Genomic DNA, 17,082 nt, shown 5'->3' with positions numbered 1-17,082 from the left:
CTCATGTCGGCCTGCCGACTGGCTGCGGGCGCACAGACGAGAAATCAGTGACCCAGGCGTGGGCGCCGAAGTCCGTTGGCGGGTTCCCGGGTCGGTGCACACCCAGGGTATGCCAGCCGGCGGCGCGGGCGGCGGCCAGTTCGACGGGCCGGTCCGAGGCGAACAGGATCCGGTCCGCGGCTACGCCGATCTCCCGGCTGATCCGTTGGTACGCCGCGGGATCGGTCTTGGCGCCCATGCCCTGCGCGTCGAAGAGCCGGTCGACCAGCGGTCGCAGATCACCCAGCTCGGTGTGGCGCAGCCAGTCGTGTTGCGCCTGGACGGAACCGGAGGAGAACAGGTGCACGCCGAGGCCGTCGGCACGCCACGTCCGCAGCGCGGTGGGGACGTCGTCGAAGACGTGTGCGGTGAGCGCTCCGCTCGCGTACCCGTCCGCCCAGATCATCCCCTGCAGCGCCTTGAGCGGTGGCGCTTTGACATCCTGATCGATCCAGCCGTTGATGACGACGACCAATTCTGCGCGTGTTGCCGTCGGCTTGCCCGCCAGAGCCGCGGTGGCTCGGAGTACGTCCTGGACATCCGTCGTGTCGCGTTCGAGAAACGTGGCGACTCGCTCACGAGAGTAGGGAAAAAGAACATCACGGACGAAGGCGAGGGAACCTAACGTGCCCTCGACGTCCAGGACGACTGCGTCGGCGCGGCTCACCAATTAGCGCCGATCAACTCGTCGAGGTAAGGGATCTGACGGGCGGTCGGCTCGCCGGTGAAGTCGGCGATCCACCCGTCCTCCTCCTGGAAGAACCGGATCGCCGTGAATTGGGGCTGCCGGCCCATGTCGAACCAGTGCCGCGTGCCGCGCGGCACCGAGAGCAGGTCACCAGCCTCGCACACGACGGCGTGCACCATGCCGTCCAGATTCAGATAGAAGCACCCGCGTCCCTCGACGAAGAACCGGACCTCGTCCTCGTCGTGCACGTGTTCCTCGAGAAACTTCTCCCGTGCCGCTCGGGCCGTGGCGGGCCAGTCCGGGTCGGCGTCGTCGGGCCGCATGCGTACGACGTCCACCAGCCGGTAGCCGCCGGCCTCGCTGATCCTGCGTACGTCATCGCGGTAGGCTTCGAGCACCTGACCGGAGTCGGCGGCAGCATCGAGCGGCCGGGTCGTGGCCCATCGTTCGAACACGATGTTCCAGCGGGACAGTTCGACCCGGATGCGGTCCTCGTCGGTAGTGCGCAGTCGAATGTCGTTGCCGTCGGTAGCCGGCATCACCTGAAGCAGTGTCATAGCAGACCCTCCTGGAATAGATCCGTGTTCGGTGAGGCGCTTGCGGCGAGCAGTGTCAACTGGCACATCGCCTCAAGGCATTCGAGGCGATTGCGGGCCACCTCGAGCGACGGACCCCAGGCAGTGACGCCGTGCCAGGCGAGCAGGAACACCGGCGGTGTCGCCGCGGACTGCGCCAGGTGGTTCGTTACGTCGGTACCGACGCGTGCGACGTCCGGCCAGTTGGGAAAGACCGGGACATGGACGCTGGCCGGGTCGACGACTCCGAGGCCCTTGATCAGCTCAAGATCGGCGAACCGTACCGACGTCCGGCTGGCTCGGGCCGCCAACACGGCGACAGCCGTGGCGTGCGGGGAATGCACGTGGATGACCGCGCCACAGCGCGGATCGGCGGCGTAGATGGCGGTGTGGATGCTGGTCTCGGCGGACGGCTTCGGCCCGATGGGCCGCACGGGCAACCCGGTCCGCACGCTGACGGGTACGGTGTCGCTCTCTGTCAGCCGTCCCTTGCTGCGTCCGCTCGTGGTGATGAGTATCGTGTCGCTGGCGTCGTCGAGCCGCGTGGAGAGGTTGCCGGACGTTCCCTCGAGCCATCCCCGCAGGTACAGCTCCCGGGCTTCCCCTACCAGGTGAGCGGCGCCGCGGGTGTCGATGATGCCTGTCACGCGGTGGCTCCTTCGTCAGCAAGGGCAACGACCAGGCGACGTCCGTTGAGGCGCTCGACACCGCCGAGCCCGGCGACCTCGAGCAGCACACCGAAGCCCGCGGTACGGGCATGGCTGGCGGAAACCAATTCGGCTGCGGCGGCGAGGGTTCCTCCAGTGGCAAGGACGTCATCGACGATCAGCACCCTGGCGCCGGGAGCAAGGGCGTCCATCTGCACCTGCAGCGTGTCAGCGCCGTACTCGAGGCCGTACTGGACGCTGTGCACCGCGCCGGGCAGCTTGCCGGCCTTACGGGCGAACGTCAGCGGGCAGCCGAGCAGTTGCGCGACAAGTGTTCCGACGGGAAAGCCCCGGGACTCGATGGCGAGGACATGGTCGCACCGTCCGCGGAAGGTATCCGCCAAACGGCGGGCGAGGGCCGCAAGAGCATGCGGGTCCGTGTAGACGCCAGCGAGATCGCGGAAGGTCACGCCTGGCTGTGGGAAGTCGGCTACGTGGCGGACAAGCGAAGTGTCGCCGATGCGGGTGGGCCGGATGACCCGGTCCTCGGTGACAATGGCGGTGATCAAGTCGATCGGTGTGACGTCGAACGCGGGGTTGTACACCGCTGTCCCGGGCTGCGCGATCTGTGCACCCGCGATCTCCAGTACCTCGTCGGCGGGCCGGTCCTCGATGAGGATGTCATCGCCGCGCGGCGTGGTGACGTCGACCGAGGACTCCGGTGCGACGACGATGAACGGGATGCCGTGGCGCGCTGCGGCCAAAGCCAACGCATAGGTACCGATCTTGTTGGCGGTGTCGCCGTTTGCGGCGATGCGGTCCGCCCCGACGATGACGCAATCGACCGAACCACCGGCCATGGCCGCCGCGGCGGCCGAGTCGACACACAGCCGGTGCGGGATGTCCGCCTCGGCCAGCTCCCACACGGTGAGTCGGGCACCCTGCAACAGCGGCCGGGTCTCGGTCGCGAGCACCGAACCCAGATCACAGCTGGCCGCCAGCTCTCGGATCGCGCCCAGGGCGGTCCCCCAGCCGCCGGTCGCCAATCGGCCGGTGTTGCAGTGGGTGAGAACGTGCATCGGCCGCCGCGGGGACACCTCACGGATGAGGGTCGCGGCGCGTGTCGCTGCGGCACGGTTCGTCCGCTCGTCCTCGGTGATCATGTCGAGGGCCTCTTGCAGGACGGCGTCCGGGCCGTCCGCTAGCCGGCCGAGCGCCCGCTGGACACCCCACCGCAGGTTCACGGCGGTTGGTCGGGCGGCCGCGAGCAGTTCGGCGTCCGCCCGTACGGCAGCATGATCAACCTCGCCGGCGACTGATCGTAGGTGCGCCGACAGAGCGACGCCGAGCCCACCCGCCAGTCCGAGGGCCGGAGCGCCCCGGATGGCCAGGCGCTGAATCGCTGTGATGATCTGATCGATGCCGGTCATGTGCAGGACCGTCATCTCGTGAGGGAGTGTCGTCTGGTCGACAGCGACGACGCAGCCGGGTTCCCAATCGACCGAACGCTGCATGAATTGCTCCTCCATCGACAAAGTGCTGAAGTCGGCAGGTCGATACGGCGCTTTGAGGCGTCCCGGAACGTGGATGCGAGTGGCTGCACAGCGTCCACAATTGTCGAGTTATGTTGATCACGAAGGTGGCTCCGCCTTGAGTGGCCTCCACCCCTTTCGGTTATCTCGACACCACTGCACCGTCGCAGCCAGCCCGTACTCCAGATCGATGCGTGACGCGCACCCGACCTCAGTCATGATCTTGCTGGTGTCGCGGGAATAGCGACGGTCGTGGGCCCTTGCGGGCGGCGACTGGCGCGATCCTGTCCGGGCCGGCCTGGCGTTTCGTGCCGGGGCGCGGCGTCGGGCAGTGTCTGCGTGCCGAGCGCGTTGGTGGTGACGAACGGGGTGGCACCCGCAATGGAGCGGTCGACATGAGAGTCAGCGGCGAAGTGGACGATGACGTCGTGACCCGCGGCCATCGCGTCGATGAGAGCGGTGTCAATGCCACAGTGGATGCGATCTGGGCGTGTGTCCTCACCTGCGGCCTCGAGGTTGCGCAGGCTTCCGGAGTCGGCCAACTTGGTCAGCACAGTCACCCGGGCGGGATCGACCGACGGTTCCCCCGGAGCGCTGCTCTCCGGGGTGCCGCCGGCATGAAGGATCTCGCGCACGTAAGGATCGTATCCGCAATAGATCGAAGTACGTCACCCCCGTCTCACGCAACAAGATCACGTAAACCCGCGGAGCGTGAAGATCATCGTCGCCGATGTAGCTGGTTTCATCCGGTCCTAATACGTGCGTATGCTGCGGCGGCCGGATGCCGGCTGTGGTCGCTCACCCGTGCGGTGCCCACACAGCTCACGCCGGTCTTTCACAAACCGATGATTGGCTGTCCTCTTTCGACGTTGATCTTCGCAGCCGTGTCCGAAATGCTCGGTGCGGCTGCCGCCAATGGCTAGTCGATGTGGAGCGTTGCGGGTGTGCCTGCTGGAGTCCGCCGCAGATCCGTCAGTCGATACACCGATCCCGCGGGCAACGTCCTGAGCAGGCCCTTCAGGCTGGTGACCTCTGCGGCGGACCCGAAGTGGTCAGGATTCGCGGCTCCGGCCTCGCTGGTGGTGTCGACCCCCTCCCGGCCTGCCGACGCTTGTTACGCATTCAGGCTGCGGCGACTGCGACTGCGACTGTGGGCGCGGTCGTGGTGGCGTCGGCCTAGAACCGCCGCCGGTTCCTCTTGCGGCGGAGCAGGATCAGGACGGTGGTGGCCCCAACTGCGGCGGCCACCGCGATGGTCATCCATCGGTCGAGGCGGTGAGGAGGTGTCGCGGCCGTCGGTGGCGTGATGAGGGCAGGTGCCTTGGTGAGATCCTGCGATTGGGGTGGCGGGGCCACGGCTTGCGAGTGTGCCGCGCGTTTTCGGCTGCGGTTCAACAGCAACTGAACGGCAGCCTCGATCGCGAGCATGATGCCCCCGCCGGCGACTCCGGCCAGCGCGCCGGCCATGAAGAGGTCGCGCTGTTGTATAGCCGCCGTATCGAGCAGTTCGCCCGACAGGCGGTAGCTGAGCGGTCCCGCACCGCCTGGCAGCTCCCTGGTCCAGCGAAGGATGCCGGAGTCCGGCAGCTGCGGACTGGCGGCCTGTGCATTGAAGTCGTCGGGTTGGTTGTATAGGCGGATGGTCGCCTTGGATCCTGCTGGCAGCGGGCGGAATGCGACATCTCCGGCGGATGCGGTGGGTAGCGTCGTGATTCCTGGCAGGACGTAGAGCAGCCGAGCCCCAGAGGCGCGCGTGCCTGTCATGCGGCTGACACCAGATAAGATCTCCTGCCGCAGGCCCGCAGCGCCGCCTCCGAGCGAAACGCGCGTGTAGATGCACCGCGACATCGATCCGCCGAGCATGGACCAGTAGTCGCCGTTCTCGGACTTCGGCTGCACGGGTTCCCACTTCACCGGCTGGTCAAATTTGTTGATCAAGTCGATGCCTGTGGTCAACTCCCCGCATAGCAGCACAATGACAGCGGTCGGTGGCGCGGTCTCGGGCACCGCACCGAATTCGTGCTGCAGCACTAGCGACAGGGAGGTCGTGCCCGCCTTGCCGGTTCCGGGGTTGTAGGCGACGTCAACCTGAACCGGAGTGGTTACGTCGGTCTGGCTCCCGTCGAGCGCGACAGCGATCACGCCACGGTCGGTGAGTCGGGGACTGGGGCTGAAACCGGTCGCAGCGAGTTGCCAGGCCCACGCCGTCGCTCCCACCGTCGCAACGACGGCGAGGGACAGCAGCCAGCGGTTCTTGACCAGCTCACGGCGAAGTCCGGTCTCGGGCATTCGCTAACCGTACGGGCCTGAGGCGTGGCCAATCGACAGGCATCTCGCTTAGGCAGACCGTACTGGCGCGTCGTAGGCTGCGGACGCCATTGGCAGCGGGCGAGCGGCACGGTCACGGAATGGAGCGTCCAGGCCCAGGCCGCCTTGCCTCCTGCCGCCGCTCCTCGAACGTCCCGCCACGAGCTCGGTGCGGGCCAGCAACTCTGTGCTTATCCGCGGTCGAGCAGCCCGGGACATCGCTACGGCGGTTCCCAGCGGAGAACGAAGTACGAGGATGCGGGCGTGTTCCACATTGGTCCGATGGGGCCGCTCCGGTGAGGTCAGCGTGCCGAGTGGGAGCGGTAGTGAGCAGCGACGTTCGGGTGAGCGCACGCGTAGGAAACGGCCCCTGCGCGAGAAAGTCGTCATCGGCTTGGCTGTCCTGTCCATGCTGGTGGCCGCCCTCGACAGCCTGAGCGTTGGCCCATCGAGTGACTGGTTGTTCTCGCCGAAGACGCCGCCGGACCCAGACCAGTTCAGGTATAGCGCGGCCGCTGGCTGATCCCCACCAGCCACCTCGTGGCCGTCCTGTACCTGTCCAGCATTCGGCTTCCTGACGGGCGACCCGCTGGGCAGCGCCTCGCCGCACGACTATGCTTCGCCGGGTTCTCCTACGACTCCCGTCGCCGACCAGGGATTAGCCAGGCCGCGGGCTGGCCGACCAGCAGCCTGCGCTGGGAGGAATTTCAGGTGTCGGCTTGCGGCAGCCGCTGGGGGTACGACGCGAGTAGTCAAGGTAGCGCCCGCCCGGCTGTCGCCTGCCGTCTGGATCCGTTGCATGGCAGGATGGGGGCTTCATGATTGCCGTTGATCTTTGTCGTGACAGCTTGGACGGGCTGTCAGTAGGTGACGCGCTAGGCGCGCAGTTCTTCGTTCCAGGCACCTCTTACACCGAACTGGCGGCTGGTCGCCCTCCTCGTGGGCCGTGGCCCTGGACCGATGACACAGAGATGGCCTGCTCCATCGTCAGCGAGTTGCAGGCCCGTGGCGACATCGACCCCGACCGCCTTGCGGCTGCCTTCGCGCAGCGGTACGAGCCCTACCGCGGTTATGGCGGCGGCGCGGTCGTCATCCTGCACCAGATACGCGACGGAGCCGACTGGCGGCAGGCGGCACGCGCCGCCTTCGATGGTCAGGGGTCTATGGGCAACGGCGCAGCCATGCGCGTGGCACCGCTGGGCGCCTATTACGCCGGCGACTCTCGGGCCGCAGCGCTGCGCGCGATGCGCTCGGCGGAGGTCACCCACGCCCACGCCGAGGCAGTACTTGGAGCGGTCGCCGTCTCTGTAGCCGCCGCCGAAGCAGGTCATGCTCGACGAACAGATCGCCGGCCCGAGCCGGAAGCACTACTGCAAGCGGTGCTGGCGCATCTCGTCGACAGTCACGTCAGTGCAGGCATTCGGCGGGCTATCACCCTTCTCGGCACCAGTGTTGCCGAAGCTGCCTACGAGCTGGGCAACGGAGCGCGGGTGCTGGCGCAGGACACGGTGCCCTTCACGCTGTGGGCAGCAGCAACCTTCCTACACGACTATCCGGCGGCGGTCCTGGCGTGCATCGAGGCCGGCGGTGACGTGGACACGACCGCCTCCATAGTCGGCGGCATCGTCGCCGCCTTCACCGGCGCCGGCCCCGGTGGCATCCCCTTGCCTTGGCTCACCACGCGCGAGCCGCTTCCAAGCTGGATTACAGCTAGCTAGGCACTAGCCGACGGTGGCCCGCTTATCGGTTGATCCGGATGCCGACGGTATCCAGATGTCGCTACGGCGCGTAACCCCACCACCGACCGACACGAACTCCACCGGATGGTGTCCTAACCAGCGCATTCGCTGTGACGACCTCTTCGGCGGATCTGAAGGCGTTAGCGTTGGCATCCCGCAGATGCGGTATCGCGACTTTCGTTCACAGCCGATGAGCCGGCGTGGCACTGAACCACAGTGTCCTTCGCATGCGAACCATCCTTTACATCGCTGGTATCCGATGGATGGGCAGGCCTGCCTAGCTTTCCCTAAGTACACGTACTCCCCACCGGGCCGCTACCGATCAGCCCTGGGCGGGCTGTCCGTTGTCCTGCCGGCGGCAGGACTGCCGTGCGTGCCTTGACAGGAAGGCGGAGCAGCAGGACAGTCGACACAGTCATAGACGTTCAACTATCTAAGGCGAGGTGTGCCATGCGGAAGTCGCTGACTGCTGTGGCCGCCATCGCTGTTGCCATGGTCGCGATGATTGCCGCGATCTCACACGCCAGTGCGGCGAACGCGGCGGCCGGGTGTCGGGTGAACTACGTCGTCACCAGCCAGTGGACCGGTGGCTTCCACGCCGACATCGCGGTCACCAACTTGGGTGACCTAGTCAACGGGTGGACGCTGCGGTTCGCGTTCCCTGCAGTCGACCAGCGGCTCACGCAAACCTGGAGCGCCACCTGGGCCCAGGCGGGCCAGCAGGTCAGCGCGACCAATCTGGGCTGGAACGCGACCCTGGGCACCAATGGCTCCGCGAACATCGGTTTCGTTGGCGCCTGGTCGGGCAGCAACCCCATACCGGCGTCGTTCACGCTTAACGGCGTAACGTGCACCGGCGGCGTCCTGCCCAGCGTGACGCCGACCCGGACGACCACACCGCCGCCCGCTGACTACCCAGCGATCGTCACCTGGCTCAGCCCGACCGCCGGCGCGGTGTACACCACACCGGGAACCGTCCCGCTGGCCGCGACCGCGACCGTGGGAGGCGGACACAGCATCACCTCGGTGTCGTTCCGGGTGGACGGCGTCACGGTGGCCCGGGGGGTGAGGACGACCGGTGACCGGTACGAGGCGCTGTGGACACCACCGATCGGGGAGCCCGGCACCAGCACCACCTTCGTGCTGTACGTCTCGGCCGGCACCGACCAGTCGCTGTCTGGCTCTGCGCCGCCGTTGCTGGTCACGGTGGTGACGCCGGCGTCCACCGGCACCAACCACCCGCCGGCGGTGGCGTTGAGCACCCCCGGCGGGCAGACCTACTTCCTCGAGCCGACGACCGTCACGCTGGTCGCCGACGTCGCCGACACCGATCCCGGGGACCTTGTCAGCCGGGTGGAGCTTTACCTCGGCGCAACCCGGCTGGCCGTGACGCCGACCAACAGCGGACAGCGCTACCAGTTCCAGACGGCCCTGTCGGCCGGAACGTCGTCCACCTTCACCGTGCGGGTCCACGATTCCCACGGCGGCCTCGGCATCTCGAACCCGCTGACCTTCACCATCCGTTAGCGCCTCGTCCCTCCGTTAAGGGCTGACCAAGGTCCTTCCACTGGCCGTCGATACGTTTGCGAGTCGGCACGGCGCTCAGGGTCAATTCGACCAGGCCATCGGGGGTTGGCGGTCACCGTCGTGGTGGGTGCCGACACTCGATCCACCCTGCCCGGTCCGCGTGCCCCGCAGAATCCTCGATCAAGGATCAGAAGTCACTCACGCCGGGACGATAGCTGTGGCCAAGAGGCAGCACCCCGGCGGGCTCAGCGAGCCTTGAAACCATCCCCACCGGCGCTACTGCACCGCGTCGACCCATATCTCGGATCAACCGACATGGACCTCGGGGCAGTACGTCAATGGCTCGATCACCGAGACGACGCCGATCGACCAGCCGCGAACGGATCTGCCGCCGACCGTGCACGCTGGTGGGGTAATCGCAACTGCGTCTACGCGATCGAGAGCGGCCGCCGTTCTCGTCAGAGAAGTAGCTCGTAGCGGCTGACAAGCGTTCGGGTGCCGCCGCCGGAGCGCTGACCGGGAGCGCCGCCGACTTCGACGTCACCGCGGTGGTGAAAGCCGGCGGCCTCGTAGTAGGCGCGCAAGCCGGGATTGGTGGCCACGCAGTCGAGCCGTAGCACGGCGGCGTCGTGGGCGCGTGCCCGATCCGCGGCCCAGGTCAGGATGGCGCTGCCGGTACCGGCAGCCCACCTTTCCACCGCCATCCGGTGCAGGTAGCCGGCTCGACCCAAGCAGTCGCTCCATACGGGATCGGACCAGTCGAGCGTCACCGTGCCCGCGGTGCGACCGTTGGCACGTACCAACCAGGTTTCCCCGCGCTCAACGGCCGGTGTTATCCATTCGGTGACAAACCGGTCCGGCCATTGCTGGATGCCGGCGGCGGTGAGCCAGGCCGCGGCATGGTCGAGAACCGCCAGGACGTCCGGCACGTCCGCGGCCGTCGCACGAACGAACAGCAGATCCCCGTGGATTCGGCTCGTCATGCCACCAGTTTCTCAGCGCCATTCCGGTTTGCTTGTCCCGACCCCGGGTCACGCCAAGCGGAGGGCCGCTGCCACATAGGCTTCTGCCGCTGACAAGGCGCGGCGATCGTGGACGTGCTTCCCCATCGACCGATGCGGCTGCGGGAGCCAGCGCTGGCGCCAAGCAGGGGTACTGGGCAGACTTCAAGGTCGGTCGGTGGCCCGGCGCGGGCCCGGTTTGGGGGAGCAGGTTGGGAGCAGCAGGGTGCCCTGAACGGTTTTGTGCTGCGCCCAACGGCGTCGAACGGCGCTCAACTGCACCCACCCCTGCCTGTGGCTCCTCGTTTCCGCAGGTCAGACTAGGTGCTACGTCCTGTTAGGGCTCGAAGTGGTCAGGCGTTGCTGTTCCCTGGATAGCTGGCCTGGACGTGGCGAGGAATCCATCCGCCATGCAGCAACTTCGGGAGGCTGCTGCAGAAAGAGCCAAGATCGGATTGAGTGAAGAGTGCTGCGAGCAGGAGTGTGTTCGCGCCGAGTCGTCCGAGCGGTACCGAGGCGATTGGTCGGCGCCCGGACTCCCCCCGCTGCCGCCGCATAGTGCAGAGCGGTGGCCCCGGCGGCGGTGACACCGTTGACGCCGAAGCCAAGATCGATGAGAAGCCGGACCGTTGACCAGTTGCGCGCCTCGGCCATCCGCGTAACCAGGTCTGCATGCCGATCGCACAGTCCAGGTTGTTTGCACTCGTGCTCATGAGCCCAGACGAGGAGCCGATGTGACAGGGCGAGCCGCCGTGATCTCTCTGTCGGGGAGTGGACTTGGTTCGGTCGCGCCTGGTAGGCAGGCGGATGTGCGAATCGTCTCCCTGTTGCCGGCGGCCACGGACGTCGTGGCCATGCTTGGCCTGACCGGGCATCTGGTCGGGCGTACCCACGAGTGTGACTGGCCGCCGGGGGCTCTGGCCGACGTCCCGGCGGTGACCGCGACGTCCCTGCCGGAGACCTTGACGAGCCGGGAGATCTCGGCGGCGATCGCCGGTGACCCGCACCGGGGATCGTCGTTGTACCAGCTCGACGTCGCCGTGCTGGAGGGGTTGAAGCCGGATCTGATCCTGACCCAGGATCTGTGCGACGTGTGTGCGGTCTCCTACGAGCGGGTCAACGACGCGGTTGGTCTGATCGATCTCGACACCAGTGTGATGTCCCTGGAGGCGAGGACCATCGACGGGATCCTGGACACTGTCGATGCCGTTGCCGCGCTGACCGGCACCGAAGGCAGGGCGGCGGAGATCCGAGCCGACGCCGAGCGTCGCCTCGCCGCGTTGCCGGGGTCGGCGCCCGGCGCGCCGACGGTGTTGTTCGTCGAGTGGCTCGACCCGTTGATGCCTGGTGGGCACTGGGTGCCGGAGCAGATCGCCTACGCGGGCGGGCGCTCGCTGCTGCTCGGGCCGGGCGCGCACAGCACCCCGCACCCGTGGTCGGTGGTCGCCGACCTGGCTCCCGAGGTGGTGGTGTTCGGGCCGTGCGGGTTCACGCCGGAGCGGACCGTCGACGAGTTGTCCGTGGCAGTCGGGCAACCCGGTTGGGCGGACCTGCCCGCGGTGCGTCACGGGCAGGTGTGGGTGGTCGACGGGCCTGCCTACTTCAACCGCCCCGGCCCGAGGGTCGTCGACGGCGCGGAGATCCTCGCCGGCATCCTCTCCGGCCGCCCCGACTCCCGCGCTCGGCGGGTGCCCCTCGACGTCGGCTGACGCTGCCGCGCCCGAGTGGCGGAGGCGGACCTCCGAGGCCGATCGCCCGTTGTCCCGGCATTCGCACCGCACCGCACCGAGGTTCAGGAGCGTGCCCCCGCTGTGCTGGCGAGGTCGACGATCCGGTCGCTCCAGCGGGCCAGCAGGGTCTGGTCGTGGGTGATGACCAGGACACCGGCGCGCTGGGTCCGCTGGTAGTCGCGGATGACGGCGGCGACGTGCGCCTGGGTTGAGGCGTCGAGCATCGCGGTGGCCTCGTCGCAGAGCAGGTAGTCGGGGCGGTGTACGAGGGCCCGGGCGAGGCAGGCGCGTTGCAGTTGCCCGTCGGACACCGCGTGGGGACGCCGGCTGCGCAGATCCGCTGTGAGGCCGACGAGGTCGGCGAGTTCGGCCACCCGTTCCCGGACCGCCGACTCGGGCGTCCGGGTGGCGCGTAGCGGTTCGGCGATGAGATCGGTGAGGCTCAGTCGCGGATCGGCGGCGGCGCGCGGGCTCTGGAAGAGGGCGGCGACGCGGGTCCGTAGGGCGACCGGCACGGCATACCGGACGGCGTCGACAGCGGTGCCGTCGATGCTGACCCGGCCCTGGTCGGGGCGGTGCAGCAGGGCCAGGACCCGGACCAGTGTCGACTTCCCGCAGCCGGACGGCCCGCGCAGTCCGACCGTCTCTCCCCGGCCGACCCGCACTGTGACGTCGTCGAGGACGACCTGGCGGCCGTAGGAGACGCTCACCTCGTCGGCGAGCAGGTGCTGCGCGCTGGTCACGTGGTGGCTCCGGTGGTGGGGATCGGGTGGTGGCAGGCCACTGTGCCGCCACCGGCGACCGGTGTCGACTGTGGTCGGTCCGCGCAGGTGTCGGTGCGGCGTGGGCAGCGGGGCGCGAACGCGCACCCTGGGGGCAGCGCGGTGAGCATCGGCGGGTCGCCCGGCACCGGCCGGAAGGCCCGGTCCGGCAGGGCGTCGAGCAGCGCCGAGGCGTACGGGTGGGACGGCGCGGTGAACAGCCGGTCGGTGTCGCGGTGTTCCACGATGCGGCTGGCGTACATCACGGCGACGGTGTCGGCGACCCGGTGGGCGGCGGCCAGGTCGTGCGTGATGAGCACGACTGACGCGCCGCTGTCGCAGCGACGGCGCAGCAGGTCGAGGGTGTGGTCCACCAGCGGCCGGTCCAGCCCGGTGGTGGGCTCGTCGGCGATGAGCAGCGACGGGTCGGGCGCCAGTGCGAGCGCGGTGACCAGACGCTGTGCCATGCCACCGGACAGCTCGTGCGGGTAGCGGTCCAGGTCCGCCGGGTCGAGCCCGACATCGACAGCGAGGCGGTCGGCGTCGGCGCGGTCGCGGCCGTGCGCCCGCAGCGTCTCGGCGAGCAGTCGCCGTCCGGTCCGGACCGGGTTCAGGGCGGTGGCCGGGCTCTGCGGGACCAGTCCGACCCGGCGCCCGCGTACCCTGCGGGCAAGCTGGCGTTGGCCGCAGGTGACCAGATCGACCGGGCCGGCACCGGGGTGGTGCAGCACGGCGTGGCCGGTGGTCGTGGCGTTGCCCGGCAGGAGGCCGAGTAGGGCATGGGCCAGGACGGACTTGCCGCAGCCGGACTCGCCCACGACGGCCAGCAGTTCGCCGGGCCGCACGGTGAGGCTGAGATCGCTGACTGCGCGCACGCGCGCGTCGCGGAGCCGGAACTCGACGCCGAGGCCGTCGACGGCGAGCAGCGGCTGCCGCGCGGCGGCGTGGGGCGACGCCTCGGCGGTAGCGGATTCGGTGGTGGTCACAGGTGCAGCTCCGCTCGGATCCGGGGATCGAGGCGGTCGCGCCAGCGGGCGGCGAGGACCGCGATGGCGAGGGTGACGACCACGATGACAGCGCCCGGTGCCAGGCTGGCCCACCAGGCGCCGGTCAGCAGCGACCCCTGGCCGTCGTTGATCATGTTGCCCAGCGAGGCGAGGTGTGGTGGCAGGCCGAGGCCGAGGAACGACAGGGCGGTCTCGTGCCACACCGCGTGCGGGATCATCAGGGTGGTCGCCAGGGCCAGCCGGGGCAGGACGTGCGGCAGCAGGTGTCGGGTGAGGACCCGGAGCCGGCCGGCTCCGCCGCTGATGGCGGCGTCGACGAACGGTCGGGTCCGCAGGCTCAACAACTCGGATCGGACGATGCGGGCGGTGGAGAGCCAGTGGGTGAGCCCGACGGAGGCGATCACGGCACCGAGGCTGGGACGCAGCATGGCGACGATGAAGATGCCCAGCAGCAGGTGCGGCATCGCGGCGATGGTGTCCACGATCCGCATCAGGATCCGGTCGACCCGGCCGCCGAGCGTGCCGGCGATCCCGCCCACAACGCCCCCGAGGACTGTGGCGACGAGCGCGGCGACCGCGCCGACGAGCAGCGAGACCCGCAGCCCGTAGACGGCGCGGTGCGCCACGTCGCGGCCCAGGTCGTCGGTGCCGGCGAGGTGGGTCCAGGAGGGCGCCAACCGGGTCTGGTCCAGTGCGACAGCGCTCTGGTCGAGCGGCCAGACGAGCGGAGCGAGCAGCGAGCCGGCGACGGCCACCAGCAGGACCAGACCGGCGATGACGACACCGGTCTGGCCGGGTCGCAGCCGCAGCCGGGACCGGGTCACCCGGAGCAGCGGCGGTCGGGCAGCGAGGTCAGCCATCGAGTCGTACCCTCGGGTCGGCGGCGGCGTAGGCGAGGTCGGTCGCGAGGTTCGCGGCCAGCACCACCGCTGTGGTGACCAGCGTGATCGCCGCCAGCAGCGGAAAGTCGCTGCCCAGCGCGGCGGCGACAGTGACGGCGCCGAGGCCCGGCAGCGAGAAGACCGTCTCGACCAGCACCGCCCCGCCGACCAGTTCGGGCAGGTGGGTGCCGACCAGGGTGAGGAACGGCAGCAGCGCGGTCCGCAGCGCGTGTCCGAACAACACCGTCCGACCGGGCAACCCGCGGGCCCGCGCCGCGAGCACGTGGTCGTCGCGCATGCTGTCCGCGACAGCGTCCCGGACGAACAGCACGAACCACGGCGCCTGCGACACGGCCAACACCCCGACCGGCAGGATCAGGTGGTGGGCCACATCGGACCAGGACGCGCTGGTCGCTGTGACGTCGGTGAGCCCGCCCGCCGGCAACCAGCCCAGGGCCAGCGCGAACACGGCGATCGCGGCCAGGCCCAGCCAGAAGACCGGCATCGACTGCACCGCGTACGCGGCCGCCCGCAACGCGCGGTCGAACACACCACCGCGCCGGTACGCCGCCAGCGCGCCCAGCAGCAGGCTCGCGACCAGGACCAGGGCGAGGGACACACCGATCAGGAGCAGCGTCCAGCCGGCCCGGGCGGCGAGCACCGAGGCGACCGGTTCGTGGCGGCTGGTCGACCAACCCAGGTCGCCCTGCACCAGGTTGCTGATCCAACGCAGGTACTGCACCGGCAGGGGATCGTCGACGCCCCAGTTCGCGCGTAGTTGGGCCAGGTTCTCCTCGCTGGCGGTGAAGGCCGCAGCGCCCGCGTACTGCTTCGCCGGGTCGACCGGCGAGGCGGCGCCGAGGGCGAACATACCGACGCTGGTCGCGGCGAGCACCGGCACGGCGACCAGGAGCCGACGCCGGACCACCGCGCCCGCCCCGGCCAGTCGGCCGGAGCGGGTCACGACCGCGTCCAGGTGTCGATGTTCCACCAGAGGCTGTTCGACACCCCGTGCTCGTGCGCCTCGACCCGCGGCGCCACACCCTCAACCGAGGACTTCAGCACGTAGGTGTGCCGCAGGTAGGTGAGGAACAGCCACGGTACGTCGACGGCCAACTGCTTCTGGAACTGCGCGTACGCGGCCTTGCGAAGGGAGGGGTCGATCTGGTCGCGGCCCTCCTGCAGGGCGCGGTCGGCGACGTCGGAGCGGTACGAGCCGGGGTTGAAGTAGCCCTGCCCCGCGAACGTCGAGCCGAACAGCTTGTACGAGACGAAGTCCGGGTCGTACGGCGTGCCGTAGCCCATCAGCAGGGCGTCGGACTTCATCCGTGGGTCGATGGCGTCCCAGGTGAGCCCCGCCGGAGTGACCTCGATGCCGACCTTCTTCGCGTCGGCGGTGACGGAAAGGGCCAGGTCCTTGCGCAGCGTGTCGCTCGCCGGGTACATCAGCGTGAACCGGGCCGGCCGGCCGTCCTTGACGCGCACCCCGCCGGGGCCGGGCGTCCAGCCGGCCGCGTCGAGCAGCGCTCCGGCCGATGTCGGGTCGGCGGTGGGTTTGCCGATGATCGACGGGTCGGCGAACTCGGAGGTCGGCGGGATCGGCCCGAACGCCGGTTCGCCGGCGCCACCGAGGAGCCCGGCCACCATCGCGGCCCGGTCGACGGCCAGGTTGAGCGCTCGGCGGACCGCCGGGTCGGCGAGGACCGGGTTGCCCGTCGGCAGCATCACGCCGCGGTAGTCGGCGGTCGGCACCCGCTGCACCCGGTACGTGGTGTCGGCGTCGAAACCGGAGGCCAGCTTCGGCGGCAGTTCGGCGGCGTCGAACTCGCCGGCGCGCATCCGCTGGGCGCGGACGTTGTCGTCGGCGACGAACGCGACCACCACCCGGTTGTTCTTCGGCCGGCCACCGAAGTAGCGCTCGTTGGCGGTGAGCACCAGGCGGTCGCCCGGGGTCCAGGAGTCGACCCGGTACGGCCCGGTCCCGATCGGCTTGCGGTTGAACGGTGCGGTGTTGATGTCCTGCCCGCTGAGCAGTTTCGCCGGCACGATGCCGAGGGTGAGCCGCTGCAGGAACGGCGCGTACGGGTAGCGCAGCCGGAACACGACGGTGGCCGCGTCGGGCGCGGTCACCGACTCCACCATGTCCAGGTCGGAGCGGAGCGTCGAGTCGACGGTCGGATCCAGCACGGCCTGGTACGTGAAGACGACGTCCTGGGCGGTCAGCGGGGTGCCGTCGTGGAACTGCACGCCGTCGCGGAGCTTCGCGGTCACTGTGCGGCCATCGGGTGACAGCTCCGGCAGCGCCGTGGACAGGCCGGCGACGAGGCGGTTGTCGTCGTCGCGGCTGACGAGGCCGTCGAAGATCAGTGAGGCGCCGTCGACGCCGTAGTTGAGCACCGGGTTCAACGCGTCCGGCTCGTCGGAGGTGGCGACGACCAGCGTTGCGCCGCCGGATGAGCCGTCGGGGTTGGCCGGGGCCGAACATCCGGCGAGGACGAGCATCCCCGCCGCCGCGGTCGCCGCCGTGAGGCGTCGGAAGGTCGGACGCATCCGGGTCACAGAGGGCTCCTGTGGTGTGGGGAGGAATCGTTTGTCGGGTGGGCGCGACGCCGACCCCGTTGATCATCACGGTGACACAGTTGCCAGTC

16 protein-coding genes are annotated in these 17,082 nt (G+C 69.2%); 4 read left to right on the top strand and 12 right to left on the bottom strand.

What is annotated here, in order from left to right:
• Position 1 precedes the first annotated feature (1 nt).
• From mtnC to AB0B98_RS02170, 5 genes are all read right to left on the bottom strand, one after another.
• Complete coding sequence (gene mtnC, locus AB0B98_RS02190) at positions 2 to 706, bottom strand: acireductone synthase (RefSeq protein WP_357360164.1); 705 nt, start codon at positions 704 to 706, stop codon at positions 2 to 4.
• The gene (locus AB0B98_RS02185) at positions 703 to 1,284 is read right to left on the bottom strand and encodes a cupin domain-containing protein (protein ID WP_357360161.1); all 582 of its coding nucleotides are present in this window, start codon (positions 1,282 to 1,284) and stop codon (positions 703 to 705) included. Before AB0B98_RS02185 ends, mtnC begins: the two co-directional genes overlap by 4 nt.
• Positions 1,281 to 1,949 (bottom strand): methylthioribulose 1-phosphate dehydratase, encoded by a 669-nt coding sequence (mtnB, locus tag AB0B98_RS02180; RefSeq protein WP_357360159.1) that lies wholly within the window; start codon positions 1,947 to 1,949, stop codon positions 1,281 to 1,283. The genes AB0B98_RS02185 and mtnB overlap by 4 nt, the downstream gene beginning before the upstream one ends.
• Complete coding sequence (gene mtnA / locus AB0B98_RS02175) at positions 1,946 to 3,478, bottom strand: S-methyl-5-thioribose-1-phosphate isomerase (protein ID WP_357360157.1); 1,533 nt, start codon at positions 3,476 to 3,478, stop codon at positions 1,946 to 1,948. The genes mtnB and mtnA overlap by 4 nt, the downstream gene beginning before the upstream one ends.
• Positions 3,479 to 3,696: 218 nt before the next feature.
• On the bottom strand, positions 3,697 to 4,116 hold the full coding sequence (locus AB0B98_RS02170) for a GDP-mannose 4,6-dehydratase (protein ID WP_357360155.1): 420 nt from the start codon (positions 4,114 to 4,116) through the stop codon (positions 3,697 to 3,699).
• Between AB0B98_RS02170 and AB0B98_RS02165 the strand changes: the two genes are divergently transcribed.
• Positions 4,099 to 4,404, top strand: a complete 306-nt coding sequence (locus tag AB0B98_RS02165) for a sugar phosphate nucleotidyltransferase (RefSeq protein WP_357360153.1) — start codon at positions 4,099 to 4,101, stop codon at positions 4,402 to 4,404. The two genes, AB0B98_RS02170 and AB0B98_RS02165, sit on opposite strands and share 18 nt — an antisense overlap.
• Positions 4,405 to 4,657: 253 nt before the next feature.
• On the opposite strand, the gene AB0B98_RS02160 is transcribed toward AB0B98_RS02165, so the two are convergent.
• Complete coding sequence (locus AB0B98_RS02160) at positions 4,658 to 5,770, bottom strand: hypothetical protein (protein WP_357360151.1); 1,113 nt, start codon at positions 5,768 to 5,770, stop codon at positions 4,658 to 4,660.
• A gap of 836 nt (positions 5,771 to 6,606) precedes the next feature.
• Here AB0B98_RS02160 and AB0B98_RS02155 point away from each other — a divergent pair.
• Together AB0B98_RS02155 and AB0B98_RS02150 are read left to right on the top strand one after the other, a co-directional pair.
• On the top strand, positions 6,607 to 7,506 hold the full coding sequence (locus AB0B98_RS02155; protein WP_357360149.1) for an ADP-ribosylglycohydrolase family protein: 900 nt from the start codon (positions 6,607 to 6,609) through the stop codon (positions 7,504 to 7,506).
• A 471-nt stretch (positions 7,507 to 7,977) separates the two neighbouring features.
• Complete coding sequence (locus AB0B98_RS02150) at positions 7,978 to 9,054, top strand: cellulose binding domain-containing protein (protein WP_357360147.1); 1,077 nt, start codon at positions 7,978 to 7,980, stop codon at positions 9,052 to 9,054.
• A gap of 458 nt (positions 9,055 to 9,512) precedes the next feature.
• On the opposite strand, the gene AB0B98_RS02145 is transcribed toward AB0B98_RS02150, so the two are convergent.
• Positions 9,513 to 10,037 carry a GNAT family N-acetyltransferase gene (locus AB0B98_RS02145; protein WP_357360145.1) on the bottom strand — a complete coding sequence of 175 codons (525 nt, stop codon included), beginning with the start codon at positions 10,035 to 10,037 and terminating at the stop codon, positions 9,513 to 9,515.
• 827 nt (positions 10,038 to 10,864) lie between these two features.
• On the opposite strand from AB0B98_RS02145, the gene AB0B98_RS02140 reads away from it, so the two are divergent.
• On the top strand, positions 10,865 to 11,764 hold the full coding sequence (locus tag AB0B98_RS02140) for an ABC transporter substrate-binding protein (protein ID WP_357360142.1): 900 nt from the start codon (positions 10,865 to 10,867) through the stop codon (positions 11,762 to 11,764).
• An 83-nt stretch (positions 11,765 to 11,847) separates the two neighbouring features.
• Here the strand turns inward: AB0B98_RS02140 and AB0B98_RS02135 are convergent, their stop codons facing one another.
• Genes AB0B98_RS02135 through AB0B98_RS02115 form a run of 5 tightly spaced genes read right to left on the bottom strand, consistent with a single transcriptional unit; the run spans position 11,848 to position 16,984 of the window.
• Positions 11,848 to 12,528, bottom strand: a complete 681-nt coding sequence (locus AB0B98_RS02135) for an ATP-binding cassette domain-containing protein (protein WP_357360140.1) — start codon at positions 12,526 to 12,528, stop codon at positions 11,848 to 11,850.
• A complete protein-coding gene (locus AB0B98_RS02130) occupies positions 12,525 to 13,532 on the bottom strand; it encodes an ABC transporter ATP-binding protein (RefSeq protein WP_357360138.1) in 1,008 nt (335 codons plus the stop codon). Before AB0B98_RS02130 ends, AB0B98_RS02135 begins: the two co-directional genes overlap by 4 nt.
• The gene (locus tag AB0B98_RS02125; RefSeq protein ID WP_357360136.1) at positions 13,529 to 14,413 is read right to left on the bottom strand and encodes an ABC transporter permease; all 885 of its coding nucleotides are present in this window, start codon (positions 14,411 to 14,413) and stop codon (positions 13,529 to 13,531) included. The genes AB0B98_RS02130 and AB0B98_RS02125 overlap by 4 nt, the downstream gene beginning before the upstream one ends.
• Positions 14,406 to 15,425, bottom strand: a complete 1,020-nt coding sequence (locus tag AB0B98_RS02120; protein WP_357360134.1) for an ABC transporter permease — start codon at positions 15,423 to 15,425, stop codon at positions 14,406 to 14,408. The genes AB0B98_RS02125 and AB0B98_RS02120 overlap by 8 nt, the downstream gene beginning before the upstream one ends.
• Positions 15,395 to 16,984: an ABC transporter substrate-binding protein gene (locus AB0B98_RS02115; RefSeq protein WP_357360563.1), complete on the bottom strand. Its 1,590-nt coding sequence runs from the start codon at positions 16,982 to 16,984 to the stop codon at positions 15,395 to 15,397. The genes AB0B98_RS02120 and AB0B98_RS02115 overlap by 31 nt, the downstream gene beginning before the upstream one ends.
• Positions 16,985 to 17,082: the final 98 nt, after the last annotated feature.

Source organism: Micromonospora sp. NPDC048947, assembly GCF_040649495.1.
Taxonomy (GTDB): Bacteria; Actinomycetota; Actinomycetes; order Mycobacteriales; family Micromonosporaceae; genus Micromonospora; species Micromonospora alfalfae.
Note: the sequence above shows the minus strand (reverse complement) of the source record. Positions and strands in the feature narration are given on the sequence as shown.